Here is a 20,031-nt window from a genome sequence, read left to right as displayed (position 1 = left end):
GGTCAACCCTATCAACTCGAACCCCGGTCAGACGAATCGGCGGAGTCGCCGGGAAGCGGGGGGTCCGCGTACGGAATACGAGAGCGCAATACGGCGACTACGTCGGCCCCGACGCTGCCGACGGCTGCGGCGACGAGGGCCACGAACAGAACCATCGGGTCCAACGCATCCACGCCGCGGAATACGGCCACGAACGCGATGAAACCGACCAGCTTCACAAGCCACGCGCCCATGATGATCACGAAGAACAGCGGGCTGGACGGGTCGTCCTTCGTCGTACGCACGGCGATCAGCACGCTGAGCGCCGTGATCCCGACGAAGAGGAAGCCCACCGCCGCGCCGATGAGCGCCGACAGCAGGCCCGCCAGGTCGGCGACGAGCGCGCCGACGACGCTTCCGACGATGGCAATCAGGATGCTGATCGCGGCACCGTAGATCAGCGACAGTTTCAGGGTCTTTTCGACGTTCATGGCCGGCGGTTCTCCTCGGGGGTGTCGGCGACGGGGGCGTTGCGGGGGTCGGGTTCACGGTCGATGGGCGGGGCGGCCGCATCGAGTGGGTCGTACTGCGCCAGGGCGGCGTCGGGGTGCGGTTCGCGCTGAGCGGCCGACTCGACGCGCTTGCGGCGGCTCAGCGGCGCAAGGGTGACGACAGCGCAGACGACGAGGCCCGCACTGACGCCGGCGAGCGCGATCTGCCAGTCGACGAACATGAAGGCGAGCGTGCCGACGGCCACCACCGCGGTCCAGGCGTAGAAGATCAGCACGGCGTGGAAGTGGCTGTGACCCATATCGAGCAGCCGGTGGTGCAGGTGCAGTCGGTCGGCGCTGAACGGGCTCTTGCCGGCGCGCAGACGTCGCAGAACGGCGAGTCCGAAATCGAGCAGCGGCACAATCAGCACCGCGAACGGCAGCAGCAGCGGGATGAACGCGGGAAGAAGCTGCTCAGCGCCGATTGATGCGGGGTCGATTTGGCCGGTGACCGTGACCGTGGACACGGCCATGAGCATCCCGATGACGAGCGCTCCCCCGTCACCCATGAAGATTTTCGCCGGGTGCCAGTTGAACGGCAGGAAACCGAGGGTCGCGCCGAGCAACACCGCCATGACCATGGTGGACAGGGTGAAGACCAGCTGGCCGGTCTGGTTGGACAGGATGTAGCTGTAGGCGAAGAAGACCCCGCCGGCAATGAGCGTGACTCCCGCGACCAGACCGTCGAGGCCGTCGATGAAGTTCACGGCATTCATCACGAGCACGACAGCAAGAATCGTAATGATCAGCGACAGGGTGGGCGACAGCACGGTGATGCCCTCCCCCGGGCCGACCGGGAGGGACACGATCTGAACGCCAGCCCAGGCGAGGAAGCCGCCGACGAGCAATTGACCGGCCAACTTGGTCACCCAGTCGAGGTCGAGGATGTCGTCGACCACGCCGATCGCAAGCATGATCAGCGCCGCCGCGGCAATGGCGAGCACGGGCCACGGATCGGCAAAGACGGGGCGGAACCAGCTGATCTGCGATGCCGCGGCGAGGGCGGCCAGGACGCCGATGACGATCGCAATGCCCCCGAGTCGCGGGGTGGGGCGCGTGTGGACGTCACGCTCTCGAATGCCCGGATACAGCTTGAAACGGTGACTGATGCGCACGATCGCCCAGGCGCCGACGAAGCTCACGGCCGCGGCGATGAGAGCAATGAGCAGCAGGAATCTCACGCGATGCGCTCCGCGCCGACGATGCGCGCGATCTCGGCGTCGGGAATGACGCCGTGTCGCAGAATGCGCAGACGGCCCTCGGGGAGGCCGAGGCTCGTGGCGTCGACGATGGTGGAGCCGTTGTCGCGGCCGTTCACCGGGGCGGTGCCCCGCGGGCCGGCGTCGAGGTACACGGCGACGCGGTCGCCGAGCATGTCGAGCGCGTCGTGACAGGTGAGGGCAGCCGGTCGGCCGCTCAGATTGGCGCTCGACACGGCGAGCGGCCCAGTGTCGGCCAACAGGTTGAGGGCGATCGTGTCGTCTGGCATGCGCAGAGCCACGGTTCCGCGGGTTTCGCCGAGATCCCACGTGAGGGATTCGCGCGCCTCAACGACGACCGTCAGGGCGCCCGGCCAGAACTCGCGCACGAGCGCCGTGATCTCGTCGGGCACGACCTCGGACAGAGCGGCCAGCGTCGGGATGCCCGGAATGAGAACCGGAGGCGGCGCCTCACGGTCGCGCTCCTTCGCCTCGAGTAGCCTCTGCACCGCCTCGGGCCGGAAGGCGTCGGCCGCCAAGCCGTAGACCGTGTCGGTCGGCATGACCACGAGTTCGCCGCGGCCAATGGCGCCGCGCGCAGCCCGCAATCCGGCGAGGAGCTCGGCCTCGACGCTGCAGTCAAACACGCTCACCATGGTGTTCCCATCGTAGTCGGGCAGACTGGTACTCCCGCCTGAGTGAGGCGCGCTCACCCCCGCTGAAAGGATGCGACATCCGCGTGTTGTTCCTGTTCGACATGGACGATGTGTTGTGCGACTACGACTGGCGCACGCGCATGGCGGCGCTGACCGCGCGTACGGGTCACGACCTGACCGAGCTGCGGCGTCGCTGGTGGCTGAATGGGCTGGAGTTCGCCGCGGAGGCGGGAGAGCCCGCCGATGCCGATGAGTACCTCGCGGTCGTGTCGGCCGCGATCGGTGCCGATATTCCCCGCGAGGAATGGGTGCGCATTCGGGCGGAGGCGACGGTCGTGCGCCCCGACGCGCTCGAGGCAGTGCGTCGCGCCGCCGAATTCGGTCGCGTCGCCCTGCTCACGAACAACTCGATCCTGATCCACGAGCACCTGCACGAGGTGGCGCCGGAGCTGGCCGAGGTCATGGGGCGCGATCACCTCCACGCCAGTGCTCGGTTCGGGGCGCGCAAGCCCGACCCCGCCGTCTACGCCCGCGCGATGGAGCACTACGGCGCGGAGGCGTCGTCCACGTTCTTCACGGATGACCGCCCCGAGAACGTGGCCGGAGCGGAGTCCCTCGGCATCACCGGGCACGTCTACGCGCACGCGGCGGGCCTGCGGCGCGCGATCGACACGTTCGCCGAGCGCATCGCCGCCTGAATCGTCAGCGCGCGGCCGTGGTTGCGCGGTCGCGACCGAGCAGATCGGGATGCGTCGCGGCGGCGCGAAGTCCGGCGTCCGTGAGGATCCGGCGAACCGCCGCCCCCTGCTCCTCGCCGTGCTCGACGACCAGGGTGCCGCCCGGCAGGAGCAGGCGGTGGGCTGTCGCGGCGACGGCCCGCATAGCGTCGAGGCCGTCAACGCCCGAGTACAGCGCCTCCGGCGGGTCGTACAGCCGCACCTCGGGATCGCGCGGCAGCGCCCGCTCGGGAACATAGGGCGGGTTGGAGACGACAACGTCGACCGTCCCCTCCAGCTCGGTGAGCGCGTCGGCCAGGTCAGCGACGACGACGCGCACGCGCCCGTCGCCGTAGCGATCGACATTGCGGCGGGTCCACGGCACCGTCTCGGGGGTCTTCTCCACGGCCCAGACCCGTGCCGTGGGCACCTCGGTTGCCAGCGCGATAGCCAGGGCACCGCTTCCGCTGCCCAGGTCGACGGCGCGCGGCTCGGCGACGGGCCGCGCCCGCAGCGCGTCGATCGCGTACTGGGCGACGATCTCTGTCTCGGGGCGCGGCACGAACACGCCGGGACCCACCTCCAGGCTCAGACCGCGAAAGGCGGCCGTGCCCAGGATGTGTTGCAGTGGTTCGCGCCGCGCGCGACGCTCAACCGCCGCGACGACCTCGGCCACGCGCTCGCCGGGGACGGCGGTCGCGATCAGCGCCTTCGCCTCGACCTCGCCGCGACCGAGATCGAGAACGTGACCAACGAGCAGGGCCGCGTCGCTGCGCGGCGACGGAACCCCCGCTGCCGCGAGTTCGTCGCTCGCCCACGCGAGGAGCGCATCCATCGTCGCGGCCGGATTCACGGGGCCCGATGCGCGCGCGTGGCCGGTCACGCCTCGTCGCCGAGAGCGGCCAGCCGCGCCTCCTCATCCGCCTGGATGCACGACTCGACCACCGGGCCGAGCGCTCCGTTCATCACGGCGTCGAGGTTGTACGCCTTGTAGCCCGTGCGGTGGTCGGCGATGCGGTTCTCGGGGAAGTTGTACGTGCGGATCCGCTCCGAGCGGTCCATTCCACGGATCTGGCTCTTGCGAGCATCCGATTGCGCCGCCGCGATCTCTTCCTGCTGCTTGGCGAGGATGCGGGCGCGGAGGACGCGCATCGCCGCCTCGCGGTTCTGCAGCTGGCTCTTCTCGTTCTGCATCGCCACGACGATTCCGGTCGGCAGGTGCGTGATGCGCACCGCGGAGTCGGTCGTGTTGACGCTCTGCCCGCCGGGGCCGGACGACCGGTAGACGTCGATCTTCAGGTCGTTCTGGTTGATGTCGACCTCTTCGGGCTCGTCGACCTCGGGAAACACGAGAACGCCGGTCGTCGAGGTGTGGATGCGGCCCTGCGACTCGGTCGCCGGAACGCGCTGCACGCGGTGCACGCCCCCCTCGTACTTGAGGCTCGCCCATACGCCGTCGGCGGGGTCGGATGAGGTCGACTTGATGGCGACCTGGACGTTCTTGTAGCCGCCGAGGTCACTGGTCGTCGAGTCGAGGAGTTCGACCTTCCAGCCGCGCGACTCGGCGTAGTACGAGTACATGCGCAGCAGGTCGGCGGCGAACAGCGCCGACTCTTCGCCGCCCTCGCCGCCCTTGATCTCCATGATCACGTCGCGGCCGTCGTCGGGATCGCGCGGAATCAGCAGGCGTCGCAGCTTCTCCTGGGCCTCGGCGAGGGCCTCCTCGAGCGCGGGAACCTCGTCGGCGAACGCCTCATCGTCTTTCGCCAGTTCGCGCGCGGCGGCCAGGTCGTCGCCGGCCTGCTGCCACACGTCGTGCGCGTGCACGATCTGGTTCAGCTCGGCGTAGCGACGATTCAGCTTCTTCGATCGCGCGGGGTCGGCGTGCACCGCTGGGTCGGCCAGCTGCTCTTGCAGCTCGGCGTGCTCGGCGATCAGCGCCTCGACACTGTCGAACACGCGGGTCACTCGCCCTTGTGGGCCGCGCCGTTCTGGGGCAGCGCCTTCTGGATCTGCACGAGGAACTCCACGTTCGACTGCGTCTCCTTGAGCTTGCCGAGCACGATCTCGAGCGACTGCTGAGGGTCGTGGCCCGCGAGCGCGCGGCGAAGGCGCCACGTGACCGCGACCTCCTCGTTGCCGAGCAGCATCTCCTCGCGCCGGGTACCCGAGGCCGAGATGTCGACAGCCGGGAAGATGCGCTTGTCGGCCAGCTGGCGCGACAGGCGCAGCTCCATGTTGCCGGTGCCCTTGAACTCCTCGAAGATCACCTCGTCCATCTTCGACCCGGTCTCCACGAGTGCCGTCGCGAGGATCGTCAGTGAGCCGCCGTCTTCGATGTTGCGAGCGGCGCCGAAGAACTTCTTCGGCGGGTACAGGGCCGCCGAGTCGACGCCACCGGAGAGCACGCGCCCGCTGGTGGGGGCCGTCACGTTGTACGCGCGGCCGAGGCGGGTGATCGAGTCGAGCAGCACGACGACGTCGTGGCCGAGCTCGACGAGGCGCTTGGCGCGCTCGATCGCCAGCTCGGCGACGGTCGTGTGGTCTTCGGCGGGACGGTCGAAGGTCGACGCGATGACCTCGCCCTTGACCGAGCGCTGCATGTCGGTCACCTCTTCGGGGCGCTCGTCCACGAGCACGACCATGAGGTGAACCTCGGGGTTGTTCTCGGCGATCGCGCCGGCGATGGCCTGCAGGGCGAGCGTCTTGCCCGCCTTCGGCGGCGACACGATCAGTCCGCGCTGGCCCTTACCGATCGGCGCAACGAGGTCGATGATTCGGGTCGCGAGCTTCGTCGGCGAGGTTTCGAGACGCAGCCGCTCCTGCGGGTACAGCGGGGTCAGCGCGCTGAACTCGACGCGCGAGCGCGCCTCGTCGATGCTCTGGCCGTTGATCGAGTCGACGCGCACCAGGGCGTTGTACTTCTGGCGCCCCTGGTTCTCGCCCTCGCGCGGCTGGCGGATGGCACCGACGACCGCGTCGCCCTTGCGCAGCTGGTACTTCTTCACCTGACCGAGCGACACGTAGACGTCGCTCGGGCCGGGAAGGTACCCGGTCGTGCGCACGAAGGCGTAGTTGTCGAGCACATCGAGGATGCCCGCAATGGGAATCAGGACGTCGTCGTCGCTGATTTCCGGGTCCACGTCGTCGCTCTGGCCGCGCCCGCGCTTGCGGTCGCGGGAGCGCCCGCGGCCCCGCCCCGACTCGTCGTCACGGTCATCGTCGCGCGGGCCGTTGTTGCCGGCGTTCTGGCCACGGCCACCCTGCTGACCGCCCTGCGCGGGCTGGTCATCCTTCTTCGCGTCGCCGCCCTGGCCGTTCTGACCACCCTGGGCCTGGTCGTTCTTGTCTCCGCCGCGCCCGCGACCGCGGCCACGGTTGCGACCGCGACCGGCGCGCTCGTTCTGCGGCTGCTCGGTCGGGGCATTCTCGGCCTTCTGCTCCGAGGCCTGGTCACCGGCCGACGCCTGATCACCCTGGTCGTTCTGCGCGTTCTGGTCGCCCTGGTCGCTCGAGCGCGCCGCGGAGTCGTCCGCCTCGGTGCCGGCGGACTCAGGCGCCACCGTGACGCCCGCGTCGCCGCCCGCGACGTGATCGGCAGCCGAGCGACGTGCGTCTCCGGAGGCCGTCACCGGCCCGGTGGTGGCGCGTCGCGAGCCGCGACGACCGGCGGCGGGCGCCGCATCGGGCGCGGGGTCAGCGTTCGCCGGGGCCGCCTCGGCGGCGGGGCTGTCGGCGCTCGGCGCCTCCGAGGCGGGGGCCTCGCTCGCCGGAGCGCCGGCACCGGCGCGGGCCGCCTCGATGGCGGCGACGAGTTCGCCCTTGCGGAGCTTGGAGATGCCGGCAACGCCCAGCGAGGAGGCAAGCTCCTGCAGCTGGGGCAGTTTGAGGCCGGACAGATCGGTGGTTGATTCGGTCACGGGGGTGTCGGTCCTTTCGACTCGGGCACGAGAAATGGCCCGGGATGCACGGGTCCGCCTCCCAGCCAGCCAGCGATGTCGACGGTGTCCGTCGCGTCACGCTGGGTGCATGCGGGAGATTACGGGTGAGCGAGTGCTCGGAAGATGCGCACCAGACGTGGCGTCGCCACCTACTGCGCGGGGTGCGTCACCACTGTAGCACCGAGCACATCGACGGCGAGCATGTGCAGCTGCCAGGGCGTGGCGCGGTGTTTCTCGACGAGCTCGGCGGCACGCAGTCGCTCTCCGGGGTCAGCGCACAACACCAGGATCGACGGTCCGGCACCGGAGACAACCGCGGCGAAACCGGCGCGCCGCAGCACCTGGATGAGCGCGTTCGTCTCGGGCATGGCCGCGGCGCGGTACGACTGGTGCAGGCGGTCTTCGGTCGCCGTGTGGAGCAACTCGGGGCTCTGAATGAGCGCCGCGATCAAGAGTGCGGAACGCGACACGTTGAAGATGGCGTCGGAGTGCGGCACCTGCTCGGGCTGCAGGGTTCGCGCCATCGCGGTCGACATGGTCGATGCCTCGGGCACGCACACGAGGGGCGACACGCCGCGGTGCACTGTCAGTCGCTTGTGCTGCGGACCACGCTCACCCATCCACGCGATGGTGAGACCGCCGAACAGCGCGGGGGCGACGTTGTCGGGGTGCCCCTCCAGTTCGGTCGCGCGAGCCAGCAGGTCGTCCTCATCGAAGTCGACGATCCCCTCGAGCAGCCCCTTGGCCGCCATGACGCCGCCGACGATGGCAGCGCCAGACGATCCCATACCGCGACCGTGCGGAATGGCGTTGTGCGCAACGAGCCGCAGCCCGGGAAGGGCGACGCCTGCTCGGTCAAAAACGTGCGCGATGGAGCGCACGACGAGGTTGGTCTCGTCGGTCTCCACGGTGCCCTCACCGACGCCGTGCACCTCGACGTGGGCGCCCGGCTCGGCGACGGCCGTGACCTCGAGCTCGTCGTAGACACTCAGCGCAAGCCCGAGCGTGTCGAAACCGGGGCCGAGGTTCGCCGTCGTTGCGGGCACACGGACGCTGACCCGCCGGCCGACCAGCCGCGGGTCGATCGTCATGCCGGTGCTTTCTCGAGACCCAGCACCGAGGCGACCTCCACCGTGTCGACAGGCACGACGGTCGGCTGCACGTCGACACCGTCAGGGCCGCGAAGGGCCCACTGCGGGTCTTTCAGGCCGTGCCCGGTAACCGTGAGCACGACGGTGGCACCCGCGGGAATCTGGCCGGCCTCGGCGCGCTCGAGCAGACCCGCGACGGAGATCGCACTGGCCGGCTCGACGAAGATTCCGACCTCTTGGCTCAGCATGCGGTGCGCGGCCAGGATGCCCGCGTCGTCGATAGCGCCGAAGTAGCCGTCGCTGTTGTCACGCGCCGTCAGAGCGAGTTCCCACGAGGCGGGGTTGCCGATGCGGATCGCGCTCGCGATCGTCTCGGGCTTCTTTACCGGCTCACCGAGCACGATGGGGGCGCTGCCCGCGGCCTGGAAACCGAACATCCGCGGAAGCTTCGTCGTGACGCCGCGCGCCAACTCTTCGCTGTAGCCGCGGTGATACGCCGTGTAGTTACCGGCGTTGCCGACGGGAAGAATGTGGATGTCGGGGGCGTCGCCGAGCACCTCGACAACCTCGAACGCTGCGGTCTTCTGCCCCTCGATGCGGTCGGGGTTGACCGAGTTGACGAGGTGCACCGGGTAGTTCTTCGCCAGGTCGCGCGCGATGTCGAGGCAGTCGTCGAAGTTGCCCTCGATCTGGATGATCTGCGCCTTGTGGGCGACAGCCTGGCTGAGCTTGCCCATGGCGATCTTGCCCTCGGGCACCAGCACGGCGGCGGCGATTCCGGCGTGCGTCGCGTAGGCGGCCGCCGACGCGGAGGTGTTGCCCGTCGAGGCGCAAATCACGGCCTTCGCGCCGTGCTCGACGGCCTTCGAGATCGCCATCGTCATCCCGCGGTCTTTGAACGACCCGGTCGGGTTCATTCCCTCGTACTTCACATACACGCGCGCGCCGGTGCGCTCCGAGAGGTATCGGGCGGGGATGAGCGGCGTGCCGCCCTCACCGAGCGTGATGACGGGCGTCGCGTCGGATACGTCAAGTCGGTCGGCGTACTCGTGCAGCACGCCCTTCCACTGGTGGGCCACTAAATTACAGTCCTTCTACTCGCAGCACGCTCGTCACAGAGTGGACGACGTCGTTGCCGGTCAGTGACGCCACGGTCGCGGCCAGGTCGGCCTCGGACGCCTCGTGGGTGCCGATCACCAGGGTAGCGGCGGGCTGGTCGCCCGCGTGCCCGGAGCCGGCAGGGATGACGGTCTGCTCGAGGGTTTCGACAGACACGCCGTGGTTCTGGAAGATGCCCGCGATCGCGGCGAGCACACCGGCGCGGTCGGCCACCTCGAGGGTGATCTGGTACCGCGTCGTGACGGCACTGATCGGCAGCACGGGCAGGTTCGCGTGCTGGGATTCGGCCACGCCCGGGCCTCCGACAACATGACGGCGGGCGGCGGAGACGACGTCGCCGAGCACGGCAGAGGCGGTCTGAATACCGCCCGCTCCTGCCCCGTAGAACATCAGCGGCCCGGCGGCTTCGGCCTCGACGAAGACGGCATTGTTCGCTCCGTGCACCGCGGCAAGCGGGTGGTCGACGGGAACGAGGGCGGGGTGCACGCGGGCAGACACTCCCCCGTGCTCGCCCTCGACGCGGTCGCAGATCGCCAGCAGCTTCACGACGTAGCCGGCCTTGCGCGCAGCGACGACCTGCTCGTGGCTGACGCCGGTGATCCCTTCGCGGTGGACGGCCTCGAGCGGCACACGCGTGTGAAAGGCGAGGCTCGCGAGGATCGCCGCCTTCTGCGCCGCGTCATAGCCCTCGATGTCGGCGGTCGGGTCAGCCTCGGCGTAACCGAGGTCCGTGGCGGTGGCGAGCGCCTCCTCCAGGCTTTCGCCGACCGTGTCCATGCGGTCGAGGATGAAGTTCGTCGTGCCGTTGACGATTCCGAGGATGCGCGTGACACGGTCGCCAGCCAGCGAATCGCGCAGCGGGCGAATGATCGGAATGGCGCCGCCGACGGCCGCCTCGTAGTACAGCTGCGCGCCCACCTGCGCGGCGGCGTCGAACAGCTCGGGGCCGTGGGTCGCGAGCAGCGCCTTGTTCGCCGTGATGACGTCCGCGCCGGCGTTCAGCGCCTTGAGGATGAGGGTGCGGGCCGGCTCGAGGCCACCCATGAGCTCGATGACGACGTCAGCACCGACGACGAGTGACTCCGCGTCGGTGGTGAGGAGCTCGCGAGGAATAGCGGTGTCGCGCGGCGCGTCCAGGTCGCGTACCGCGACGCCGACGAGCTCGAGGCCCGCACCGATGCGGGAGGACAGTTCGGGGCCGTGAGTGAGCAGCTGGTCGGCGACCTGGGAGCCGACACTGCCGGCTCCGAGAACGGCGACGCGAAGGTTGCGGTACGAGATCACGAGTATCGGGATCCTTCCGGTCGAAGAACTTCGGTGGCTTCGGTGGCGCCGACATCACGGCGCAAGAGGTCGGCAACGGATTCGGCCCGCACGATGAGGCGCGCCTCGCCTCGGGCGACGGCAACGACGGCCGGCCGGGTCAAGTAGTTGTAACTGCTGGACAGCGAAAAGCAGTACGCACCGGTGGCGGGAACGGCGACCAGGTCGCCGCGGTGCACGTCACCGGGAAGGTAGTCGGCGTTCACGACGATGTCGCCGCTCTCGCAGTGTTTTCCGGCGATTCGCACGAGCACGGGGGAAGCGTCGGAGCTGCGCGAGGCGAGCCGAACCGCGTAGTCGGCGCCGTAGAGCGCGGGTCGCGCGTTGTCGCTCATGCCGCCGTCAACGCTGACGTAGCGGCGCACGGCCAGCTCGCCGGTGTCGGTCTGCACCTCGACGTCCTTGATCGTGCCGACCTCGTAGAGCGTGACTCCGGCAGGGCCAATGATGCTGCGACCCGGCTCGATCGCGATCGCCGGCACCGGAATGCGCAGCTCGGCGCAGACCTCGGCGATCGTATCGACCAGCTGACCCAGCAGGACCTCGATGTCAGCGGGCTCATCGGCCGCCGTGTAGGCGATGCCGAAGCCTCCACCCAGGTTGAGTTGCGGAACCGCGCCGCCCGCGAGAAGCCGCGCGTGCACGGCAAGCAAGCGCCGCGCCGCCTCGAGGAACCCGTCGGCGACGAGAATCTGCGAGCCGATGTGGGAGTGCAGGCCCAGAAAATCGAGCACGCCGACGTGCTCGCGGATGCGGGCCACGGCCGCCTCGGCCTGCGCCAGGGGCACCCCGAACTTCTGGTCTTCCCGCGCCGTGGCGAGGTACTCGTGGGTATGGGCGTGCACCCCAGAGTTGATGCGCAGGCGCACGGCTTGCACGCGGCCGTGCCTCCTCGCCGCCTCGGCCACGCGGTCAATCTCCTCGAGCGCGTCGAGCACAATCGCTCCGACGCCGGCGCGCACCGCCTGGTCGAGTTCACGGTCAGACTTGTTGTTGCCGTGCAGTCCGATGCGTGCCGGGTCAACGCCCGCCGCGAGCGCCACGGCAAGCTCGCCGCCGCTCGCGGTGTCGATATTGAGGCCCTCCGCCGCCATCCACTGCGCAACCGCGGTCGACAGGAACGCTTTGCCGGCGTAGTAGACGAGGCCCGTGGCACCGACGCGGGCGGTGGCCGCCTCGAGAGCGGTGCGGATGCGTCGGGCGCGAGCACGCGCATCCGCCTCGTCGACCACGTAGAGGGGGGTGCCGTAGTCGGCGGCCAACCGGCTGGCCCGAACGCCCCCGATCTCGAGCTCGCCGCGCTCGCCGCCGCGGCGCGCACTCGCGGGCCACAGCTGCGGCGCGAGTGCATTGCCGTCGACGGGGCGCTCCAGCCAGTCAGGGGCGAGCGGGTGGGCGGACACAGAGAACCTCAGGGGTCGATGCGGAGCGTGTGAGGGCTCACCGGGATCGCCGGGCCCGCGTTGAGTCTACCGAGCCTCGTATGCCAGGTCGGGCCATAGGTCCCTGGCCACGGCCGCTGCCCCGGAGCACACTGGAGGAGACACCACCGCCGGAACCGCCGACGCAAGGAGGCCACGGATGGCGACGCTGACATTCTGGGGGGCCGCCGGGACGGTCACCGGGTCGCGTTTCGTGCTCGACGCCGACGGCGGGCGGGTGCTGATCGACTGCGGACTGTTTCAGGGCTACAAGGTGTTGCGCGAGCGCAACCGGCTCGCCTTCCCCGTCGCACCAGAATCGATTGATGCCGTCATTCTCACGCACGCGCACCTCGACCACAGCGGATACCTCCCGGCGCTCGTTCGCGACGGCTTTCGGGGGCCCGTGCACGTCACAGAGGGCACGGCTGAGCTGCTTGGACTGTTACTCCCCGACTCTGCTCACCTCCAGGAGGAGGAGGCGCGCTTCGCCGCGGCAAAGGGGTACTCGCGACACGCGCGACCGGCGCCGCTCTACACCGCGGCGGATGCTGAGCGCGCGCTGACGAGGCTGGTCGCGCATCCGCTGGGCTCAGAGCTCGAGGTCGTGCCGGGCACCCTCACGCGCTTCGTGCCGGCGGGGCACATCCTCGGAGCCGCACAACTGTCGATCGCCGTTGACGGGCGCACCCTGCACGTGTCGGGCGACATCGGTCGCACTGACGATGCGCTCATGCGCTCGCCCACGCCGCTGGCGGAACTCGGTCCGATCGATCACCTGCTCGTGGAGGGCACCTACGGCAACCGCGCGCACCCCGACACGGACCCCGCCCGGGAGCTGGCGGAGGCGGTCTCCCCGATCGTCGAGCGCGGAGGCGTCGTCGTCATCCCCGCGTTCGCGGTCGGGCGCGCCCAGGCGATTCTGCTGCACCTGTATCGCCTGACGCGCGACGGGCGGATCCCCGCCGTTCCGGTGTTCCTGAACTCGCCGATGGCGGTCGATGCGAGCATCCTGTACCGAAACCGCCCGGATGAGCACCGGATTGACGGCACCGAGTTGGCGGGCATGTACCGCGACGTACGCCTGGTTCGCGACGTCGATGATTCGAAGCTTCTGAACCTGCGCGGCGGGCCCATGATCATCGTCGCGGCGAGCGGCATGCTCACCGGTGGGCGGGTGCTGCACCATCTCGCGGCGTACGGCGATGATCCACGCAATGCGATCATCCTCGCCGGGTATCAGGCGGGTGGCACGCGCGGGGCGGCGCTGCAACGCGGCGAGCGCACCCTGCGCATGTTTGGTCGCGAGCACCCCATCCGCGCGCAGGTCATCACGCTGTCGAGCATGTCGGCCCACGCCGACGCCGATGGCCTCCTCGATTGGATGCGCGGGGCCAGCATCGGCCAGGCGCACGTTGTGCACGCCGAACCGGACGCCGCCGACATTCTGCGCGGGCGGATTCGCCGAGAACTCGGCATTACCGCGAGCGTGGCCGAGCAGGCCGGAGGCATCACCCTCTAGGGGCAGGTGCCTCGCTCACCGAGGTCGTCGCCGCCGAGCGCGACGTTCTCGCCCGAGACGATCACGACGAGTTCGCGCTCGAGCACGTCGACGCGCTGCTCGTCGAGTCCGACCGGGAGGGCTTCGGCGATGCACACGTCGCGCGGAGCAAGCAGGGGGTCGACGATGGGGTCGATGACGCCGCCGAACTGGCCGCGCAGGTCGGCGAGCTCGACGCGGGCACCGTTGAGGGAGAGGCTGGACGGCTCGAGGGACACGACTCCCCCCTCAATCGACGGCACGACACCGGCCGCCAGCTCAAATCCGAGGCCGAAGACGTCGAAGCCGGTCACGAGCACCACCTCGCTGTCGACCAACTGGATGTCGCGTACGACGGCTTGCCCCACCGCACCGAGCAGGCGGGACACGTCGCTTTCGGCGATGCGGACCGTCGCCTCGACGCGCTCGCTCGGCTGCCGCGCGTCGAGGGCGACACCCTCGGCAACCACCCGAACGTCGGCGCGGATGCTGCCCGCCTCAACCCCGGGAATCTCAGCGCGCACGCGGTCGAGGCGACCCTGGGCGAGCTGCAGCACGACGAGCGGCCCATCGACCGAGGAGGTGAGAGGGTGCTCGGCGTCGAGAGCGAACGCGTGTCGGAGCTCAGCGTCGACCCGGTCGGCCACGATCGAGCGGGCCACGAGTTCGGCGGCGATGAGCAGCACGCCCACCACGACGAGGGCAACCAGGCCGACGATGAGGGCTCGCGAGCGCCGCGTCATACGCCTACATCCGCTCGGGGGCGGAGACTCCGATCAGCGCGAGGCCAGTACGCAGCACCTGGCCGGCAGCGTCGCTCAGGTGCAGGCGCGCGCGGTGCACGGCATCGACCGGCTCGTCGCCCTGCGGCGCGACGCGACAGGTGTCGTACCACTTGTGATACGCCGCAGCGAGCTGCTCGAGGTAGCGGGCGACGCGGTGCGGCTCACGCAGCTCGGCCGCCTGCGCGACCACGCGCGGAAACTCGGCGAGCACCCCGAGCAGCACGCTCTCGGTCTCGTCGGTGAGCGTCGCGGCGTCGAAGTCGACCCGCTCGACCCCGGACTGGGCGGCATTGCGGGCCACCTGGTGGGTTCGGGCGTGGGCGTACTGGACGTAGAACACCGGGTTGTCATTGCTGCGCTTTTTCAGCAGCTCGGGGTCGAGCGTCAGCGGCGAGTCTGCGGGATACCGCGCGAGCGAGTACCGCAGCGCGTCGGTGCCGAGCCAGGCACGCAGGTCGTCAAGCTCGATAATGTTGCCGGCCCGCTTCGACAGGCGCGCGCCGTTGATCGACACGAGCTGCCCGATGAGCACCTCGATGTCGGTGTCGGGGTTGTCGCCCGCGGCTCCCGCGAGCGCCTTCAGACGGTGCACGTAGCCGTGATGGTCAGCGCCCAGCAGGTAGATGGTGAGACCGAAGCCGCGGTCCTTCTTCGACAGGTAGTACGCGGCGTCGGCGGCGAAATAGGTGTACACACCGTTGGCGCGGCGAATCACACGGTCTTTGTCATCACCGAAGTCGGTCGTGCGCACCCAGACGGCGCCATCCTCGTCGAAGACGTGACCCTGAGCGCGGAGGCGGTCGACGGCCGAATCGATGGGGCTCGCTTCCCCGCCGGGGCCCGCCGCGTGAAGGGTGCGCTCGCTGAACCACACGTCGAAGTGCACGTTGAACTGGGCGAGTGACGATTCAATTTCGCCGAGCTGCCAGGCGTACGCGAGCTCGCGTGCGACCAAGACCGCCTCGTCACGCGGAAGCGTTGCCAGGTCGGGGCGCTCCGCCAGGGCGCGGGCGCCGAAGTCGGCGATGTACTGCCCGGGGTAGGCGTTCTCGGGCGCGGGCTCGCCGAGGGCCGCCGCGAGCACCGAGGCGCCGAACACGTCGAGCTGGGCTCCGGCGTCGTTGATGTAAAACTCGCTCGTCACCGTCGCGCCCGCGGCCGACAGCACTCGGGCGAGCGAGTCGCCCAGTGCGGCCCAGCGGGTGTGACCGATGTGTAGCGGCCCGGTCGGGTTGGCCGACACGAACTCGAGGTTGATCGACTGGCCGGCAAGCGTCGCGCTGGTGCCGTACCGCTCGCCCTGCTCGAGGATCGTCACGACGAGCGAACCCGCCGCGGCGGCGTCGAGACGGATGTTCAGAAAGCCCGGGCCGGCGATGTCGACCGACGCGACACCCTCGACGCCGGCAAGACCGGCCTGCAGGTCGGCCGCGAGCTCCCGCGGGGGCACCCCGACGCGCTTCGCGAGCTTGAGTGCGACGCTCGTTGCCCAGTCGCCGTGGTCGCGATTGCGGGGGCGCTCCAGGGCGATGTCGTCGAGCGTCACACCCGCCGCGTCCACTCCGCGTCGCTCAATCGCCGAGGTGACGACGGCGAGCAGGGATTCGGCGAGCTGAGCGGCTTCCACGGTGGTCGATCCTATCGGGCGCGCCTCGGCCCCCAGCGCCGTCGCCACCGCCAGAATGGACGGCATGACGGGGGTCAGGGGGATGCACGCGGCTGCGGTCGCACTCACGGTCGCGCTCATCGCGGGGTGCGCTGCCAGCGGGCCGGGCGCTGTGCCGGAACCGTCGGCGAGCATCCCGACACCGACGAGCCCCGGCACAAGCCCCAGCGCCACCCCCGGAGGGAGCGCCGCGCCGAGCGCCTCCCCCGATCAGGGAGACAGCGGCCCGAGCGCCTCGCCGACGCCGAGCGCCAGCCCCACGAGTGGCGCGACCCCGCGCCCCTCAGCGACGGCGACACCGGCCGCGCTCACCGGAATTCGCTTCTCGATCGCCTGCGATCGACTGCTCACGCCGCAAGACGTCTACGACTACAACCCCAACGTCGGCGCCGACCCCGGATACCGGGCGCGCGCGGGCAGCGGGCCGGCCCGCGCCATCGAGCTTTCAGGCACGGCCTGCGGCTGGCTCAACCAAACCAGCACCCAGACCTACTCGATCGGCGTGGCGCGCTTCGACCAGGCGAACCTCCAGCGCGTGAAATCGGCCGCGGCCTCCGCCGGCGGGACGACGCGCGGCCTCGGCATGGAGGGGTACTACCGCACCGAGGCGGGACTCGGCGTCGTCGACGCCTTCACCGGGCCCTACTGGATCACGGCCGAATCGAGCGCGTTCCTCGAACCCGCCGACGTGGCGCCGCTGCTCGAGGCGATCCGGCGCAACCTGCCGTAGCGCCGTGGCGCTCGGCGAGCCCGCGACCCGCTAGGCTGACTCTCGCCTCCGTAGCTCAGGGGATAGAGCATCAGTTTCCGGTACTGAGGGTCGCAGGTTCGAATCCTGTCGGGGGCGCCAGTTACTTGCCGCGATTGGCGCGGCGCACCGGCTTCGGTGCTTTGCCGCCGAGGTACGAGCGGGCCGAGTCGACGACGAAGCCTTGGCGCAGGGCCTGGCGGCCGATCAGCATGCGGAAGCCCATCGCGTCGCGGTTCGTGAGCGTGACCTCCGCGGTGAACGTGCGCTCGAGCATCCGGACGGTCATGAGCACCACGATGCGCTCTTCGGCGTGCCCCGATGACGAACGAACGCGCCGACGATCGTGCACGGGAAGCTCGACCGTTACCGCGTCGTCGCGCGATTCCTGCCACGGGTGCACATCGAAGCGCACCCAGTCGACGCCGTCTCGCGTGAACTCTTCGCAGTCGAACACGTGCAGCGACGAGCTGCGGGCGCCGGTGTCGAGCTTCGCCTTGATCCACGGCACGGGCACGTCGGGCAGGGAAACCCACTCGCGCCACCCCGCCGGGATGCTTGAATGGGTCGCTCTGGCCACCTCGCCATCATGTCAGGACGGAATCGTGAAACTCGCCATCCTCTCCCGTGCGCCGCACGCCTACTCGACGCAGCGACTGCGCGCCGCCGCGCTCGATCGCGGTCATCAGGTGAAGGTTCTGAACACTCTGAAGTTCGCGATCGACCTGTCCAGCGACGAGCCTGACCTGCAGTTCCGCGGCAAGCCGCTGTCAAGCTACGACGCGGTGTTGCCCCGCATCGGCAGCTCGATTACCTACTTCGGCACGGCCGTCGTGCGGCAGTTCGAGCAGATGGACGTCTACACGCCGAACACGGCCAACGGCATCATGAACGCCCGCGACAAGCTGCGGGCGACGCAGATTCTCTCGCGCCACAACATCGGGATGCCCGCGACCGCGTTTGTGCGCAACCGCGCGGACGTGCGCCCCGCCATCGAGCGCGTCGGTGGCGCCCCCGTCGTGATCAAGCTCCTCGAGGGCACGCAGGGCATCGGGGTGATCCTCGCCCCGCAGGTGAAGGTCGCCGAGGCGATCATCGAGACGTTGCACTCGACGAACCAGAACGTGCTCATTCAGAGCTTCATCTCGGAAAGCCGCGGGCGCGACATCCGCGCCCTGGTCGTCGGCGACCGGGTGGTCGCGGCCATGCGGCGCACCGCGGCGGGCGACGAGTTCCGCTCGAACGTGCACCGCGGCGGCAGCGTCGAGGCGGTCGAGCTGAGCCCCGAGTACGAGCGCGCCGCCGTGCGCAGCGCGCAGATCATGGGCCTTCGGGTGGCGGGCGTCGACATGCTCGAGGGCAACGAGGGCCCTCTCGTGATGGAGGTCAACTCCTCCCCCGGTCTTCAGGGCATCGAAGCGGCGACGAAGCTGGATGTCGCGGGCGCCATCATCGACTACATCTCGGGCGAGGTCGCCTTCCCCGACATCGACGTGCGTCAGCGGCTGAGCGTGTCGACCGGCTACGGCGTGGCCGAGCTGCACGTGCACGCGGGCGCCGACATCGTCGGCAAGAGCCTCGGCGACTCGGGCCTGCTCGAGCGCGACATCACCGTCTTGACGATCAACCGCGGCACGAGCGTGATCCCGAACCCGAAGCGGGGGCAGGTGCTCGAGGCCGAGGACCGCCTGCTGTGCTTCGGCAAGATGGAGGAGATGCGCTCGATGATCCCCACGCGCCGGCGCCGGGCGAAGGTTCGCCGCCTGCCCAAGCAGGCGCGCCTGGAGGCGTAACCGCGCGGCAGCGCCCTACGCGTCGCTCGCGTGCTGCTCGAGGAAGCGGTAGACCTCCTGGTCGTCAACCCCCGGGAACGTGCCGCTGGGAAGCGGCGACAGGATGTGCGCGTGCAGCCGGGCACTCGTCCACACCTTTCCGCCCCAGCGGCCGGTGAGCTCGTTGTCGGGCAGCGTGCAGCACGCGGGGTCGGGACACGTCGACGCCTGACGCTGGGTGGTCTCGCGGCCGCGGAACCACTTCGCCTGAGCAAACGGCACCCCGACCGTGATCGAGAACTCGCTGCCCGTGCCCGTGCCGGTCTGCGTCGACTCCCAGAAGGTGCCCTCGGGGGTGTCGGTGTACTGGTAGAACTCGGTGGTGCGGTTGGTGCGGGTGAACGCGACGCGCGCACTCCACTTGCGGCACACCGGCTGGCCCTCCGTCGAGCCGGTCACGTCGACGGGAAGGCGGAGCCCGTCGTTCTCGTACGCCTTGTACACGGCGCCGTCGTCGCCGACGCGCAGGAAGTGCAACTGCAAATCGAGGTGACTGGTGGCGAGGTTCGTGAAGCGCAGCGCCGCGGCCTCGTGGGTGACACCGAACGCGTCACGGAAGTCTTCGACCGCGATGTTGCGGTCGTTTTTCGCCTGCTGCAGGAAGGCGACCGACTGCGTGAGCGGCATCAGGCAGGCCGCCGCGAAGTAGTTGATCTCGAGCCGCTGGTGCAAGAAGTCCGCGTAGGTCTCGGGCACCTCGTGGCCGAGCATGCGGTGTGCCATGGCCTGCAGGGCCATCGACCGCAGCCCGTGGCCCCCCGGAATGGAGGCCGGCGGCAGGTAAATGCGGCCGTTCTCGAGGTCGGTCACGCTGCGCGCCGAGCGCGGGAGGTCGTTGACGTAGACCAGCTCAAAGCCGAGGCGCTTGGCCATCAGCCCCACCTCGCGGTGCGTGATCGCGCCGCTCACGTGGCCGGATGAGCGCACGAGGTCTTCCGCAAGCTCCTCGAGCTCGGGCAGGTAGTTGTTCTTCTCGCGCATGCGGTGCCGCAGTTCGGTGTTCGCCCGCCGCGCTTCTTCGGGCGTGGCGATGCTGCGCCTCTCGCGGTCGACCAGCTCGCGATGCAGGCCGACGAGCGCCTCGAGCACGTCGTCTCCGAGCGTTCTGCCGGGCCGGACGGCGGGCAGGCCCAGCCGGGCGTAGAGCGCCGAGCGCTGCAGGCGATCGAGTTCGATCTCGAGCGCCGCGCGCGGCGACGGCGGCGTCTCGTCGAGGAGGTCGGGAACTGTCACCCCGAGCGCCTTCGCAATGTCGCCGAGCAGGGTCACGCGGGGCTCGCGCCGCCCGTTCTCGATGAGCGAGAGCTGACTGGCCGCGGTGCCCACCTGCTCGCCGACCTGATCGAGCGTGAGGCCGGCCTCCTGCCGGAAGTGCCGGATGCGCTGACCCAGCGTCACAAGATCACCCATGCGCTTCACCTTAGCGAAAGATTGTGGATTCTTTCCACGCGATATGGCTCGAAC

The 20,031-nt window shown here is 69.7% G+C and carries 18 protein-coding genes and 1 tRNA gene; 5 read left to right on the top strand and 14 right to left on the bottom strand.

Annotated elements, in window-relative coordinates:
• Window positions 1–11: 11 nt before the first annotated feature.
• The 3 genes from ACK4SC_RS07875 to ACK4SC_RS07865 are packed head-to-tail and all read right to left on the bottom strand — an operon-like array spanning window position 12 to window position 2,385.
• Window positions 12–470: a hypothetical protein gene (locus ACK4SC_RS07875; RefSeq protein WP_409616860.1), complete on the bottom strand. Its 459-nt coding sequence runs from the start codon at window positions 468–470 to the stop codon at window positions 12–14.
• Complete coding sequence (locus ACK4SC_RS07870) at window positions 467–1,711, bottom strand: MraY family glycosyltransferase (RefSeq protein ID WP_409616858.1); 1,245 nt, start codon at window positions 1,709–1,711, stop codon at window positions 467–469. The genes ACK4SC_RS07875 and ACK4SC_RS07870 overlap by 4 nt, the downstream gene beginning before the upstream one ends.
• Window positions 1,708–2,385 (bottom strand): L-threonylcarbamoyladenylate synthase, encoded by a 678-nt coding sequence (locus ACK4SC_RS07865; protein ID WP_409616856.1) that lies wholly within the window; start codon window positions 2,383–2,385, stop codon window positions 1,708–1,710. Before ACK4SC_RS07865 ends, ACK4SC_RS07870 begins: the two co-directional genes overlap by 4 nt.
• Before the next feature lie 83 nt (window positions 2,386–2,468).
• Between ACK4SC_RS07865 and ACK4SC_RS07860 the strand changes: the two genes are divergently transcribed.
• Window positions 2,469–3,083, top strand: coding sequence for an HAD-IA family hydrolase (locus tag ACK4SC_RS07860; RefSeq protein ID WP_409616854.1), 615 nt, complete (start codon window positions 2,469–2,471; stop codon window positions 3,081–3,083).
• 4 nt (window positions 3,084–3,087) lie between these two features.
• Here ACK4SC_RS07860 and prmC read toward each other — a convergent pair whose 3' ends face one another.
• From prmC to lysA, 7 genes are all read right to left on the bottom strand, one after another.
• A complete protein-coding gene (gene prmC, locus ACK4SC_RS07855; RefSeq protein WP_409616942.1) occupies window positions 3,088–3,936 on the bottom strand; it encodes a peptide chain release factor N(5)-glutamine methyltransferase in 849 nt (282 codons plus the stop codon).
• Between the two features lie 44 nt (window positions 3,937–3,980).
• Window positions 3,981–5,060: a peptide chain release factor 1 gene (gene prfA / locus ACK4SC_RS07850; RefSeq protein ID WP_409616940.1), complete on the bottom strand. Its 1,080-nt coding sequence runs from the start codon at window positions 5,058–5,060 to the stop codon at window positions 3,981–3,983.
• A gap of 5 nt (window positions 5,061–5,065) precedes the next feature.
• The gene (rho, locus tag ACK4SC_RS07845; protein WP_409616853.1) at window positions 5,066–7,021 is read right to left on the bottom strand and encodes a transcription termination factor Rho; all 1,956 of its coding nucleotides are present in this window, start codon (window positions 7,019–7,021) and stop codon (window positions 5,066–5,068) included.
• A 170-nt stretch (window positions 7,022–7,191) separates the two neighbouring features.
• Window positions 7,192–8,133: a homoserine kinase gene (gene thrB / locus ACK4SC_RS07840; RefSeq protein ID WP_409616851.1), complete on the bottom strand. Its 942-nt coding sequence runs from the start codon at window positions 8,131–8,133 to the stop codon at window positions 7,192–7,194.
• The gene (gene thrC / locus ACK4SC_RS07835) at window positions 8,130–9,212 is read right to left on the bottom strand and encodes a threonine synthase (RefSeq protein ID WP_409616850.1); all 1,083 of its coding nucleotides are present in this window, start codon (window positions 9,210–9,212) and stop codon (window positions 8,130–8,132) included. Before thrC ends, thrB begins: the two co-directional genes overlap by 4 nt.
• 4 nt (window positions 9,213–9,216) lie before the next feature.
• The gene (locus ACK4SC_RS07830; RefSeq protein ID WP_409616848.1) at window positions 9,217–10,536 is read right to left on the bottom strand and encodes a homoserine dehydrogenase; all 1,320 of its coding nucleotides are present in this window, start codon (window positions 10,534–10,536) and stop codon (window positions 9,217–9,219) included.
• Complete coding sequence (gene lysA / locus ACK4SC_RS07825; protein ID WP_409616846.1) at window positions 10,533–11,978, bottom strand: diaminopimelate decarboxylase; 1,446 nt, start codon at window positions 11,976–11,978, stop codon at window positions 10,533–10,535. Before lysA ends, ACK4SC_RS07830 begins: the two co-directional genes overlap by 4 nt.
• Before the next feature lie 178 nt (window positions 11,979–12,156).
• Here lysA and ACK4SC_RS07820 point away from each other — a divergent pair, with 178 nt between their 5' ends.
• On the top strand, window positions 12,157–13,518 hold the full coding sequence (locus ACK4SC_RS07820; protein ID WP_409616844.1) for an MBL fold metallo-hydrolase: 1,362 nt from the start codon (window positions 12,157–12,159) through the stop codon (window positions 13,516–13,518).
• Here the strand turns inward: ACK4SC_RS07820 and ACK4SC_RS07815 are convergent.
• Complete coding sequence (locus tag ACK4SC_RS07815) at window positions 13,515–14,279, bottom strand: DUF2993 domain-containing protein (protein ID WP_409616842.1); 765 nt, start codon at window positions 14,277–14,279, stop codon at window positions 13,515–13,517. The two genes, ACK4SC_RS07820 and ACK4SC_RS07815, sit on opposite strands and share 4 nt — an antisense overlap.
• A 4-nt stretch (window positions 14,280–14,283) precedes the next feature.
• A complete protein-coding gene (locus ACK4SC_RS07810; RefSeq protein WP_409616938.1) occupies window positions 14,284–15,948 on the bottom strand; it encodes an arginine--tRNA ligase in 1,665 nt (554 codons plus the stop codon).
• Between the two features lie 64 nt (window positions 15,949–16,012).
• Here ACK4SC_RS07810 and ACK4SC_RS07805 point away from each other — a divergent pair, with 64 nt between their 5' ends.
• A complete protein-coding gene (locus ACK4SC_RS07805) occupies window positions 16,013–16,717 on the top strand; it encodes a hypothetical protein (protein WP_409616840.1) in 705 nt (234 codons plus the stop codon).
• 44 nt (window positions 16,718–16,761) lie between these two features.
• A tRNA-Arg gene (locus ACK4SC_RS07800) sits at window positions 16,762–16,837 on the top strand.
• 1 nt (window position 16,838) lies between these two features.
• On the opposite strand, the gene ACK4SC_RS07795 is transcribed toward ACK4SC_RS07800, so the two are convergent.
• Complete coding sequence (locus ACK4SC_RS07795) at window positions 16,839–17,315, bottom strand: ATP-dependent zinc protease (protein WP_409616838.1); 477 nt, start codon at window positions 17,313–17,315, stop codon at window positions 16,839–16,841.
• Window positions 17,316–17,340: 25 nt separating this feature from the next.
• Between ACK4SC_RS07795 and ACK4SC_RS07790 the strand changes: the two genes are divergently transcribed.
• Window positions 17,341–18,528, top strand: a complete 1,188-nt coding sequence (locus ACK4SC_RS07790; RefSeq protein WP_409616836.1) for a RimK family alpha-L-glutamate ligase — start codon at window positions 17,341–17,343, stop codon at window positions 18,526–18,528.
• Between the two features lie 15 nt (window positions 18,529–18,543).
• On the opposite strand, the gene ACK4SC_RS07785 is transcribed toward ACK4SC_RS07790, so the two are convergent.
• The gene (locus tag ACK4SC_RS07785; protein ID WP_409616834.1) at window positions 18,544–19,977 is read right to left on the bottom strand and encodes a helix-turn-helix domain-containing protein; all 1,434 of its coding nucleotides are present in this window, start codon (window positions 19,975–19,977) and stop codon (window positions 18,544–18,546) included.
• Window positions 19,978–20,031: the final 54 nt, after the last annotated feature.

It is taken from the genome of Microcella sp., assembly GCF_046293215.1.
Lineage (GTDB): Bacteria > Actinomycetota > Actinomycetes > Actinomycetales > Microbacteriaceae > Microcella.
This window is presented reverse-complemented; position numbering and strand designations above follow the sequence as displayed.

Excerpts from the sequence above, each read along its gene's own strand:
- ACK4SC_RS07785 (WP_409616834.1), bottom strand. The coding sequence starts at position 19,977 with ATGGGTGATCTTGTGACGCTGGGTCAGCGCATCCGGCACTTCCGGCAG.
- prmC (WP_409616942.1), bottom strand. The coding sequence starts at position 3,936 with ATGGATGCGCTCCTCGCGTGGGCGAGCGACGAACTCGCGGCAGCGGGG.
- ACK4SC_RS07820 (WP_409616844.1), top strand. The coding sequence starts at position 12,157 with ATGGCGACGCTGACATTCTGGGGGGCCGCCGGGACGGTCACCGGGTCG.
- ACK4SC_RS07865 (WP_409616856.1), bottom strand. The coding sequence starts at position 2,385 with ATGGTGAGCGTGTTTGACTGCAGCGTCGAGGCCGAGCTCCTCGCCGGA.
- ACK4SC_RS07875 (WP_409616860.1), bottom strand. The coding sequence starts at position 470 with ATGAACGTCGAAAAGACCCTGAAACTGTCGCTGATCTACGGTGCCGCG.
- ACK4SC_RS07815 (WP_409616842.1), bottom strand. The coding sequence starts at position 14,279 with ATGACGCGGCGCTCGCGAGCCCTCATCGTCGGCCTGGTTGCCCTCGTC.
- thrB (WP_409616851.1), bottom strand. The coding sequence starts at position 8,133 with ATGACGATCGACCCGCGGCTGGTCGGCCGGCGGGTCAGCGTCCGTGTG.
- ACK4SC_RS07805 (WP_409616840.1), top strand. The coding sequence starts at position 16,013 with ATGACGGGGGTCAGGGGGATGCACGCGGCTGCGGTCGCACTCACGGTC.